We start from the raw sequence: 10,903 nt of genomic DNA on the forward strand, positions 1-10,903 counted from the left end.
GCGAACCCCTCGATGGCTGGAAAGGGTTTGATTACCTCTCCCTCTACTATCCCCAACCCCTGCCCACCCTTGGGCCTCGTGCTTTGTCCGGTGATGAACCGGAGATTGGGGGAACTGAAGCCAGTTCGGAAGGGAATGGCCTCTCCCCACTTTTCTCCCCCCTCCCCACAGCCCAGAGGGCTGTGGGAAGGGGCCGCTGCCTTCCAGACGGGCTTCGATTCCTTCAAACCCCCAGTTGATAACTGGACGAAGCAACGAGAACCGTATCCTGGAGCCAGCTATAGATCCCGTCGCTCAAATTGTCGGATGGCGATCAGAAGAAGGAAGAGGATATACGCCAGGGCATAAATCACCATTCGATCGCTGGGAACGGTGGTTGTGGTGAACGGATTGGGGCCCATGATCCGGGCCAGGGGGCTCTGGAGCTCGTAAGCGGCTCGCCGCCAGATCGCCTCGGCGGGCATGAGCAGCGAGGCCAGAATCCCCAGGTCCACCACCGTCGATTGCCCGATCAGGCCTCCGATCTGTTCGGCCCATCCCCCGATGAAGGCGACGCCATACAGGCCCAGCCCCAGCGCCCCGGTCGCCAGGGTCGAAAACCGGGTCCCCGCCCAAAGGGAAAGCGAAAGGGGGATCAGCGCCTCCAGCCCCAGAAGGGCCAGACCTCGCGCCCAGCCCCGGGGGATCCATCCGGTGATCAGGGCGGTGATCCCCATCACGCCCCCGGCCAGCCAGAGGACATACATCAGCAGCCAGAGCGCGTGCCCCAGCCCTTTCCCGAGCAGGATCTGCCAGCGGGCGATCGGCCGCGCCGCTACTGCCTGGATGACCCCTGACGCGATCTCCCCTGCGATCGTATCGGCGGTTCCCACCACCGCGGCCATCACGATCAGGAAGTTCGCCACATACAGGCCCGCCAGCAGAAAGAATCCCACGATCTCCTCCCGCATCCGGGGGTCGGGAGGGCCGAAGCGGGCGAGTTCGCGGTGGATCAAAAACAGCGCCAGGCCGAACAGGGCCAGGAAGGCTGCCCCCAGCCCGAAGGCCGCCAGCACCAGACGGCGCCGGAACGCCTCCCGAAGCGTCAGGCTTCCGATCCACCCGATTGCGCGCATGGTTTCCTCGCTTATCGCAACGGTCGTTTCTCCGGGATCCCTGGCCGTCGGGGGTATTTGGCGGGCGTGGGCGCGATCTTTTCGAAAACCAGCAAGGTGCGTGGGGAAAGATAAGGGGGCCACGCCAGATCGCAGCGGTTCCGCAGGCGCCCCCCTAAGAGGTCCATCGCCCTGTGGGCGGCGGCGATTTCTTCTTCCACCTCCGCGCCCTTCATCGCCACGGCTATCCCACCGATCCGGACCAGCGGGAGAAGATACTCCAGGAGAACAGGAAGTTCCGCCACCGCTCGGGCGATCGTCCCATCGTAGCGCTCGCGATGCGCCGGATCCTGCCCGACTTCTTCGGCGCGACGGGCCAGGATGGTAATGCCCTCCAGCCCCAGACGGTGGACCGCTGCTTCCAGGAAGCGAGCTTTTTTCACTGTGGATTCGATCAGGGTGAGTTCTAATGCGGGCCAGGCCAGCTTCAGGACCAGCCCCGGGAACCCGGCGCCGGTTCCCACGTCGGCCAGACGGCATGGCGGCCACTCCGCAGGAGCAGGAGGCCACGCGGGCTCCCGGAAGGCCTGGAGCGCCGTGAGGGAATCCACGAAGTGTCGGGCGGCCATCGCCTCGGGTTCCACAATGGCCGTGAGGTTCAGGCGCTCGTTCCACTCCCAGACCATCCGGGCATAGCGGGCCATGGCCTCCAGGGCCGATTCCGGCAACGACCATCCCAGCCAGGCCAGGCCCTCTCGCAACACCGATAAAAAGGAAGTTTCGAACGTCGTCATCATGATCAGGATAACACATATAGGCAAAGGCGAGGACCTTGTAGGAGCCATCTCGGGTGGGCCGTTCCCGAATCCGGGTATGAACCCATTACACGGGTTGCGGATGCGGTGAACCCAGAGGCCTGCCCCGGCAAGGCGCCCGCCGTTAACGGATCAGGGCCGACCTCCACGCCTGTCGGATCCCCTGAAGGAAATCGGCCTCCTGATCCGGGAGCACTGTGCGGACATCGAACCAGACCGCGTCGTCCTGGACCCGGGCGATGATCGGGGGATGGGTCCGGCGCAGGGTTGCCATCAGCGCTTCTGGATCAGGGGGGCGCAAAACCAGGGCCACGCTGGGGAGGGTCTCCCCGGGAAGGCTCCCGCCGCCCACGGTGGAGAGGGTGGGGCGCACCTCCACCGGGATCCCATCGGCCCGCAAGCGAGCCGACCATTCCCGGGCCCGGGCCTCCAGCTCGAGAGGGGATGTCGCGATCATCCGCCAGACCGGGATCTCCCGGGTGGCCTCCCCTTTGAGGTAGTGGATCAGCGTGGCGCTCAATCCGGCCAGCGTGAGTTTGTCCGGCCGCAGCGCCCGCATGAGGGGATGTCGTCGCATCCGGGCGAGGAATTCCCGCTTCCCCACCATGATCCCCGCCTGGGGGCCGCCCAGGAGCTTGTCACCGCTGAAGCAAACCACTGCCGCCCCCGCCGCCACGCTCTCCTGCACCATCGGCTCGTGGGCCAGGCCGAAGGCCGCCGTGTCCAGGAGCGCGCCGCTTCCCAGATCATCCATCACCGGAATCCCGTAGCGCTCCCCTAAGGCCACCAGGTCCATCAGAGGAACCTCGGATACGAATCCGATCATGCGGAAATTGCTATGGTGGGCGCGGAGGATCAGTGCGATATCCTCGCCCCGAACAAGGGGCTCCTCATAATCCCGCAGATGGGTCCGGTTGGTCGTGCCGACCTCGATGAGCCGCGCGCCGCTCTGGGCCATCACCTCGGGGATGCGGAATCCGCCCCCGATCTCGATGAGCTGCCCGCGGGAGATCAGGACGCCACGCCCCCGGGCTAGGGTGGTGAGGGCCAGGAGCACCGCGGCGGCGTTGTTGTTCACCACCAGGGCGGCTTCGGCCCCCGTCAGCCGGCGCAGGAGCTCCTCCACAGCCGCTTGGCGTTCCCCTCGCTCCCCGGCCTCCAGGTCGAATTCCAGGTCGCTGTAAGCGGAGGCGGCACGGATGGCCTCCAGAGCGGCGGAGGAAAGGGGCGCACGGCCCAGGTTCGTGTGCAGGATCACGCCGGTGGCGTTGATGACCGGCCGTGGGCGGGGAGTGTGCCAGCGGGCCAGTCGGGTTGCGGCCCGCTCCAGCATGGCCGCCTCGGAAGGCACGGGCTCCCCTTGTTGCACCTTTGCCCGGACCTCCGCCAGGACCTCCCGGAGGGCTTCGACGAGGGCCTCATGGCCGAAGGCCGCCAGGAGCGGGGCTGCGCCCTCGGCCTTCAACAGGCGATCTACGCTGGGCAAGGCTCGACGCGGATCCATCGCTTTCTTTCGCAGAAGTTTCCCTGATGCCTTGTTGATCTGGGCACATCCGTATGGTGTTTTGTTCGTAGTAGGGCACAGTGTCCATGGTTTGTAGTAGGGCACGTAAGTGCCCGTTTTCTTTTCCCCTTTCCGACCCGAGGGAAGGAAAAGGGAATTCGGGGCGGTGGCGGAACCGCTGTTCCCAAATCCTTCTTCCTCCCTCCTCTACTGCTTTGTCCAGTTATCCACTGGGGGTTTAAGGAATCGAAGCCTGTCCGGAAGGGAATGGCCCCTCTCCCCTTTCTCCCCCTCCCCACAGCCCAGAGGGCCATGGGGAGGGGGGAGAAAAAATCGTTCAGGGGCGGTGCGGGGGGCCAAAGGCCCCCGCACTGCTCCTGAAAACCCCTCAATGAAAAATGGACGGAGCACTCCCCTACCGGGGGGAGAAGGGAAAAATGAAGAGGGTCGGCCTGCTCTTCATGCCATTCGGTATGGCTACCTCAGGTGGTGCCCGCCGTCCACGACCAGAACGGCTCCCGTAACGTAATCCGCCTCAATCAGATAGCGCACAGCGTGGGCGACTTCCTCGGCCATCCCTGCGCGACCCAGGGGGACATGGCGGAGCAGGTGGGCCCAGCGCTCCTCCTCCCAGTGAACTGGCCGGAGGATCGGACCAGGGATCACCGCGTTCACCCGGATCCGGGGGGCCAGGGCGAGGGCCAGGGCCTGGGTCAGGGCGACCAGGCCGGATTTGGAGACCGTATGGGCCAGGTAATCCGGCCACGGCTTCAGGGCCGAGCCGTCGGCGATGTTGATGATCACGCCTTCTTCCATGTAGCGCGCCGCCGCCTGGGCGCAGAACATGGGCGCCCGCAGGTTGAGCGCCAGGATCTCATCCCAAAGCTCCGGCGTCAGCTCATGCCATCGCGTGACCCGCATCACCGCCGCCGCGTTCACCAGCGCATCCAGCCGCCCAAACCGGCGCGCCGCGCTCTCAATCAATGTGCGGATCTGCGAGGGATCTCGCAGATCCGCATGGAAAGCCTCCGCGTCCATGCCCATCTCCTGGATCCGGCGCGCCGTCTCGGCCGCTTCCTCGATGGACGTGTGGAAATGAACGGCCACATGAGCGCCAGCCCGGGCCAGGCCGATGGCGATCGCCTGGCCCAGGCGGCGCCCCGCGCCCGTCACCAGCACGACCCGCTCTCGAAGCTCCATGTTCGAACGACCTCCCGCTCCGCTCGAACTCGTTTCGAGTCGCCACAAGAGGACGGATTTCAGCCTCTGCCTTTGGATTCCGCAGAGGGCATTTCTTCGATCACTGTCCAGCTTCTAACACCCAGCGGGCAGCGACCAGATCCTGCACTGCCAGGCCCACGGATTTAAACAGGGTGATTTCCTCCGATCGCTGACGGCCGGATCGGCGCCCCGCTGCGATTTCCCCCAGCTCAATTAAATCCTCTTCCTGAAGGATCCCCTGCTGGATCGCCCATACGACCTCACCGGCCTCCACCATGGCTGCCGCGCGGGAATCCACCACCACGCGCGAAGCCCGGCGGAATGTTTCCTCATCCAGCTCTCGCATCTGCAGGGTGAAGGATCCGATGGCGTTGATGTGGGTCCCCGGCCGCAGCGATCGGCCATCGAAGACAGGGGTAGGGGAATTCGTAGCCGTGCAGATCACATCCGCTTCGGCGACCGCAGCCTCTGGAGTAGGTGCCAGGGCGATGTCCTCGGGGAGTCCTTCCTGGCCCCGCATCCCTTCGATCAGCGCTCGAGCCCGCTCGGGGGTTCGACTGTAGACCCGCACCCGGCGGATCGCGCGGACGGCGCAGACGGCCAGCAGTTGCGTGCGGGCCTGAGCCCCCGCCCCGATCAGGGCGAGGGTTTCGGCGTCGGGACGGGCCAGCAGGTCGGTGGCCAGCCCGGAGGCGGCTCCGGTGCGCCACGCGGTGAGGAAAGCCCCATCGAGCAGCGCCGTGGGCGCGCCCGTCTCCGGATCCAGCATCAACACTAAAGCGGAAATGGTGGGAAGGCCTCGCTCCGGGTTATGAGGGAAGACCGAAACCACCTTCAGGCCCAGGTCCCGGGGCGGGATGTAGCCAGGCATGATCAGCGTGATCCCCTCCCGCTGGGGGATCGGGATCTGAATCCGCTGAGGGATATGGGCGCGCCCTTCGCTGAAGGCGATGAACGCCTCGCGCATGGCTTCCACCGCCCGGCGCATCGGCAGGGCCTGGCGGATCTGTTCGGCGGAAAAGAAGGGCACCATAAACCCCTCCTGGACTTTGGGCGAACATCCGATTTCTTTCTCAGGGAGGTTGGAGGACGGTCGGGGCCGCCGAAGGCAGCCCCGACCGTCCCTAAATCTCTCGATTCCCTCCTCCCTGTAGCCTTTCAGGCTGCAGGGAGGAGGGAAGGGGAGACGGGCTCTCCGAGCGTGGAAGACCGGGGGCCTGGGGCATGGCCCGTTTGTCCAAAGTCCAAAACCCCTCTCAACGCTCGAATGGTTGCACGCCGCCCGCGCGAGCAAGGAAGGAGCGGGCCCGATCGCCCGGAGGCCCTGGTTGTTCCACCATCCCCACCCGGATCCCTACAGGGGGACAACTTGAAGAGGTCGCCGGATAGTCTCCTGGATCGGGATGCCGCGCTGAGACCATTCCGCCAGGAAACGCTCCGGATCGACGGCCCGCTCGAGGGGGATGGCCCCTCGGGGGGTTTCCCCCCGGGCCATCATCCCGGCCACAACGGCTGCGTGCCACCCTGTGGTTCGTTCCATCGCCGTGAAGCCGGTCTCCGGATCATAGAAGTCGATCAGATCCAGGGTGATCTCCATCGGCTGACCCTGATGGATCCCCTCGCAGGTCACCCGGAGCACCACCATATCCGCCGGATCCTCCGCGAACTGGAGGCGAGGCTCCACTAACCGATGGAACACCTCGCGCGGGATCACCCGGACGCCATCGATTTCGATCGGATCGGTTTCCAGGAACCCCAGATCCGCCAGCAGGCGGATCCGCTCCAGATGGCCCGGGTAGCGAACGGTTTTCTCCTCATAGGTCTCTAAGATCCCCTGGAAGGTCCAGGGGCAGGTGGAGGTTCCCCCTGAAGTGACGAAGGCCTCGCAGGCGCCGACCGGCGGGGGGAAGGTGATGGTTTCGGGTTCGGTGAGGGCCTCGACCTCCACGATGCGGCCCTGCCGGAGGAAGACCGCCTTCCCGGTGTATTCCGCCGTGAGGCCCGCGATGTTGAAAAACAACTGGTAGCCCAATGGCCCCTTGGGGCGTTGAGGGAGACCGCCGCACCAGATGCGCACATGCCGGGGCTGATCCATCTGGCGCATCGCGTAAACCGCTAAGGTGTTCCCCAGGCCGGGCATCAGCCCGCAATCCGGGATGAGGGAGATCCCTGCCTCGCGGGCCATTTCGTCCATGGCGAGGATCTCCCAGGTCGTCGGGGTATGCCCACCCAGGTCGCACAAGGAGGTCCGGGCTTCGATGGCGGCACGGGCCAGGAGCGGATTGAACCGGTAGGGAACGGCGCTGATCCCCGCGTCCATAGGGCGAAGGAAGTCCACCACGGCCAGCTCATCCCGCACATCGAGGACGACCGGGCGGACAAGGGATCGCCCCAGCAGGCGGTTGATGCGCCTGGCGGCTTCCTCCGCCCGGGCCGGATCACGATCCGCGATCCGGATTTCCTCCGCATTCCCGAAGCGGGCCAGATCGTAGGCCGCGGCGGTGCCTTGCATCCCAGCGCCGATGACGGCGTAGCGAAACATCACGGTTTATCCTCCTGGTGCTTTGATCCGTTATGAGTTGAGGATTGGGGGGACGGAAGCCCGTCGCGAGGGGCCAGAGGCCACCCGCCCTGTCCCCCAGGAGCTCCAAAGTCAAGATGGACAAAGCGCTGGGAAGGTATAACATTCTGGGGCGCGGGCTTTGCCCGTGCCCCAGAATGTTAAGATCCCTCATTTCCCCACGAATCTTCCGGAGGGAAGCTTCCTCTTAGCATCCCCTCCAGAAGTTCCAGGGCGGCCTCAACGGCGAGGGCCTGGTTCTCCTCTCGATCTAACCCGCCGGTGATCCGACGGGTCCAGGTTCCATCCGGGCTCGCCAGGGCGATGTAGATCTCCCCCACCGGCTTACCCTCTTCGGGATCCGGGCCGGCGACGCCGGTGATGGCCAGGGCGAGATCCGCCTGGAACAGATGGCGAACCCCTTCGGCCATCTCCCGGGCCGCCTCTGCGCTGATGGCTCCAAACTGGGCCAGCGTCTCCTCCCGGACGTTCAGGATGCGGGCCTTGATCTCGTTTCGGTAGGCGATCACGCCGCCGAGGAAGTAGGCGGAGCTGCCCGGGATGCGGGTCAGGCGGTGGCCCAGCAGGCCCCCGGTGCATGATTCCGCCACCGCCAGCCGCCACCCTCGCTTTTTCAATTCCATGCCCACCTGAGCGGCCCGATCCGATCCCGGATGTTCCATTCTGGCCATCGCCTATTGCGAATTCAACGCCGCTTGCGTGAACGCTGGATCCCTCCCCGGGGATGGGGGTCTGGTGGGCCGCCGAAGGCGGTCACCAGACCCCACCCTTTTTTCTCCCCCCACGGCTCTCAGAGCTGTGGGGAGGGGTAGAAAGGGGGGAAGGAGCTTCATCGGCTCCCTTCGCAGGGCTCGCCGTGTCCATGCGAATGGAATTCACCGCACGCGTTGGCCATCGCCCGCTGGCCGGAAGGGCAGGCCTGGTTTTCTCCGAGGCCTTAAGGGGTTCAGCGAGGCGCCTAAAGCATCCGGTTCAGCTCCTTTCTTCCCCACCGCTTAAAAGGTGCGGTGCGATGTAGGGGCAAGGAATACCCCGCCCCTACATCCCCAATTCTATCCCTGGAAGATGCTGAGGGGCAGGTAAGCGGTGACGATCCAGTTGGGCTTATCCACCACCTCGCTGATCTTCAAGTCCACCACCACGCTGGCCAGGATGTAGGCGTCCTCCCGGCTCATCCGATAGGTGTGAGCGATGTGATCGATCATGTATCGGACCGCCTTCTTCGCGGCCACCATGAGATCGGGGGCGATGCCGGTGGTGGCGTAATAGCCTTTCTCATCATATTTGGCGGTCAGCGGCTTGGGGCAAAGGAACTGGGGCTCTTCAATGGAGCGCGCCTTATGAAGGTGGAAGCGGAGGACCGCATACATGGGAGCCTCGATCGCCGTGACGCAGATCTCCCCGTCCCCCTGCGCGGCGTGGGCGTCCCCGACGGAGAACAGCGCTCCCTCCACCTGCACCGGAAGGAAGAGGCGGGTGCCCTTTGTGAGGTGGCGGATATCCATATTCCCGCCGAAGGGACCGGGAGGCATCACCGGGTGTTCGCCGGGCTCCCGCGGCGCCACACCCATCGTGCCGCAGAAGGGATCCAGCGGGATGCGAATGTCCTCGCGGAAGAAGGTATGATCTCCAGGAGACAGATCCCAGATCTTGAGATAGGGCTGCTCGAACTCCTCTTCCAGGAGCCCGAAGCCGGGGATGATCCCGGTCCACCCCCAGCCTTTCGGATGGAGGTCCACGATCTCCACCTCCAGCACGTCCCCCGGCTGAGCTCCTTTGACATACAGGGGGCCAGCCAGCGGGTAGATCCGGCTCCAATCCAGGCGGGTGAGGTCCTCAGCGGTCGAGGCCGGAGTGATCTGGTTGTCTGTCACGTCCCGTAGCTCATAGATCACAGTATCTCCGGGATCGATCTCCAGAACCGCGGGAAGAGCACGGTTCCAAACGTAGTGGACGCGATCCGGTGGAAACAGATGGGTTCGAGCCATGGCGTGCCTCCTCAAAGAACGGGGGTGATTAAGGGCACTGGGGATCGCCGAACCAGTTCTTGCTCAGGCAGGCTCCTGTAAAGCCCGGCTATTCGATCCCAAACATCTCCTTCATCAGCTCCGGGGTATAGCGGACAATGGTTTCGGAGGTCAGGGCGTTGGCCCGGCACACCTCGGCGTAGAGCTCGGCGCTGGGGCGGGGCCGCCGCGCCTGGGTCTCCGGATCCACCTCGATCAGACCGAACCGCAGCGTCCACCCCTCCGCCCATTCAAAGTTATCCACCAGGGACCAGTGGAAATATCCCCTCACCGGGACGTTCTGCTGGATCGCCCGCCACATCGCATGGAGATGGCGCACGATGAAACGGGGGCGCTGATCATCATCCGCATCGGGGATCCCGTTTTCGGTGACGTAAATCGGCTTGCCGAAGCGGGCGAGCTGCTTCAGCAGCCGATAGAGGCCCTCGGGAAAGACTTCCCCGTATTCCCCATCGCTGATTTCCCCCTGGGGGTTCAGGAAAGTGCGTCCGAACAGGGTGGCAGGGGAGCGTCGATCGAAAGCGGAGAGGCGCCGCGTGTAGTAGTTCAAGCCGATGAAGTCATAGGTCCCTCGAAGCGTGGCCACGGCACGGAGAGCGAACACCCCTGGCTCTCGCCCGGCGGCGATTGCATCCAAGACGATGCGGTTGAACATGCGATCATGCAGACGGGCGATCATCTGATCGAGCGGGGAAGCAGGGCGGGCCGGTTCGAAAACCATCATGTTGTGGGCGATCCCCACCTGGGCCTCCGGCTGGATTTCATGGATGGCATAATAGGCCCGGGCGTGGGCCCGCATCAGATGGCGCAGCACTTGCATGGAGAGCCCGAAATCCCGCTTCCCCGGCGGCCATTTCCCTTCGTTCCATCCCATATAGGCCAGGACGTTGGGCTCGTTGATGGTGCACCACAGGCGACAGAGATCCTTCAGGGCGCTCACCGCCCGCCGCACGTAGCGCTCGAAGCGCTCGATGACGGCTGGGTTCTCCCATCCCCCCTGTTCCGCCAGCCAGATGGGGTTGGTGAAGTGGTGCAGGGTGACCATCGGCTCGATCCCGCGATCTCGAAGAGCCCGCAGCATGGCCCGATATCGATCGAGGGCGGTGTCATCGAAGCTCCCTTCGCGGGGCTCGATCCGGCTCCACTCGATGGAGAGCCGGTGGGCGTTCTGGCCCAGGGCGGCGGCACGGTCGAAATCCGCCTCCGCATTGTGCCACCAGTCACAGGCCCGGCCCGAGCGGTGCCCCTCCCGGATCCGGCCCGGCTCCTGCTCCCAGAGCCACCAATCATTGTTCGTGTTCTCCCCCTCGACCTGATGGCTGGCGGTCGCGGTTCCCCAAAGGAAGCCCGGAGGGAACTGGAAGGCGAATTCCACCATGGGCGGCTCCCGGTTTGTGATGAGGGTTATGCGGTGGAGGAAGCGATACGTCGAGCGGCATGGCCTCGCCTCTCGCCTCCTTAATTCTTAAACTCTCTGGGGCCCGAAGGGCCAAGGGAATTAGGATCTGCTCCAGCTAACCCAGGCCAGCCAGGCGGCCAGGAGGGCGGCGCTGAGTGAGGTGGTGGGGATCAGGATCTCGCCCCCTGGGGGAAGCGGCCCCCTGGCGGCGAAGGCCAGCAGCATCGCCGTGGCCACCGTCCATCCCGCAGCTGAGCCGATC

9 protein-coding genes are annotated in these 10,903 nt (G+C 64.9%); all 9 read right to left on the reverse strand.

Annotated elements, in window-relative coordinates:
- Positions 1 to 278: 278 nt before the first annotated feature.
- The 9 genes from NZM16_RS10250 to NZM16_RS10290 all read right to left on the reverse strand — a co-directional run bounded on the left by NZM16_RS10250 (position 279) and on the right by NZM16_RS10290 (position 10,620).
- Positions 279 to 1,115: an ABC transporter permease gene (locus NZM16_RS10250; RefSeq protein ID WP_295450319.1), complete on the reverse strand. Its 837-nt coding sequence runs from the start codon at positions 1,113 to 1,115 to the stop codon at positions 279 to 281.
- 11 nt (positions 1,116 to 1,126) lie between these two features.
- Positions 1,127 to 1,888, reverse strand: coding sequence for a 16S rRNA (guanine(527)-N(7))-methyltransferase RsmG (gene rsmG / locus NZM16_RS10255; protein ID WP_295480251.1), 762 nt, complete (start codon positions 1,886 to 1,888; stop codon positions 1,127 to 1,129).
- A 145-nt stretch (positions 1,889 to 2,033) separates the two neighbouring features.
- Positions 2,034 to 3,413, reverse strand: coding sequence for an L-seryl-tRNA(Sec) selenium transferase (gene selA, locus NZM16_RS10260; RefSeq protein WP_295480253.1), 1,380 nt, complete (start codon positions 3,411 to 3,413; stop codon positions 2,034 to 2,036).
- 477 nt (positions 3,414 to 3,890) lie between these two features.
- Positions 3,891 to 4,613, reverse strand: a complete 723-nt coding sequence (locus NZM16_RS10265; protein ID WP_295450325.1) for an SDR family oxidoreductase — start codon at positions 4,611 to 4,613, stop codon at positions 3,891 to 3,893.
- Positions 4,614 to 4,713: 100 nt separating this feature from the next.
- A complete protein-coding gene (locus tag NZM16_RS10270; protein WP_295480255.1) occupies positions 4,714 to 5,667 on the reverse strand; it encodes a hypothetical protein in 954 nt (317 codons plus the stop codon).
- A gap of 321 nt (positions 5,668 to 5,988) precedes the next feature.
- On the reverse strand, positions 5,989 to 7,176 hold the full coding sequence (locus NZM16_RS10275) for a saccharopine dehydrogenase C-terminal domain-containing protein (protein WP_295450331.1): 1,188 nt from the start codon (positions 7,174 to 7,176) through the stop codon (positions 5,989 to 5,991).
- 179 nt (positions 7,177 to 7,355) lie between these two features.
- Positions 7,356 to 7,877, reverse strand: a complete 522-nt coding sequence (locus NZM16_RS10280) for a CinA family protein (RefSeq protein WP_295480257.1) — start codon at positions 7,875 to 7,877, stop codon at positions 7,356 to 7,358.
- Between the two features lie 390 nt (positions 7,878 to 8,267).
- Positions 8,268 to 9,203, reverse strand: a complete 936-nt coding sequence (locus NZM16_RS10285; protein ID WP_295450337.1) for an acetamidase/formamidase family protein — start codon at positions 9,201 to 9,203, stop codon at positions 8,268 to 8,270.
- A gap of 88 nt (positions 9,204 to 9,291) precedes the next feature.
- Positions 9,292 to 10,620 (reverse strand): glycoside hydrolase family 1 protein, encoded by a 1,329-nt coding sequence (locus NZM16_RS10290; RefSeq protein ID WP_295480259.1) that lies wholly within the window; start codon positions 10,618 to 10,620, stop codon positions 9,292 to 9,294.
- Positions 10,621 to 10,903 lie beyond the last annotated feature (283 nt).

Source organism: Thermoflexus sp. (assembly GCF_025055495.1).
GTDB lineage: Bacteria > Chloroflexota > Anaerolineae > Thermoflexales > Thermoflexaceae > Thermoflexus.

Excerpts from the sequence above, each read along its gene's own strand:
- NZM16_RS10290 (WP_295480259.1), bottom strand. The coding sequence starts at position 10,620 with ATGGTGGAATTCGCCTTCCAGTTCCCTCCGGGCTTCCTTTGGGGAACC.
- selA (WP_295480253.1), bottom strand. The coding sequence starts at position 3,413 with ATGGATCCGCGTCGAGCCTTGCCCAGCGTAGATCGCCTGTTGAAGGCC.
- NZM16_RS10250 (WP_295450319.1), bottom strand. The coding sequence starts at position 1,115 with ATGCGCGCAATCGGGTGGATCGGAAGCCTGACGCTTCGGGAGGCGTTC.
- NZM16_RS10265 (WP_295450325.1), bottom strand. The coding sequence starts at position 4,613 with ATGGAGCTTCGAGAGCGGGTCGTGCTGGTGACGGGCGCGGGGCGCCGC.
- NZM16_RS10285 (WP_295450337.1), bottom strand. The coding sequence starts at position 9,203 with ATGGCTCGAACCCATCTGTTTCCACCGGATCGCGTCCACTACGTTTGG.
- NZM16_RS10280 (WP_295480257.1), bottom strand. The coding sequence starts at position 7,877 with ATGGAACATCCGGGATCGGATCGGGCCGCTCAGGTGGGCATGGAATTG.
- rsmG (WP_295480251.1), bottom strand. The coding sequence starts at position 1,888 with ATGACGACGTTCGAAACTTCCTTTTTATCGGTGTTGCGAGAGGGCCTG.
- NZM16_RS10270 (WP_295480255.1), bottom strand. The coding sequence starts at position 5,667 with ATGGTGCCCTTCTTTTCCGCCGAACAGATCCGCCAGGCCCTGCCGATG.
- NZM16_RS10275 (WP_295450331.1), bottom strand. The coding sequence starts at position 7,176 with ATGTTTCGCTACGCCGTCATCGGCGCTGGGATGCAAGGCACCGCCGCG.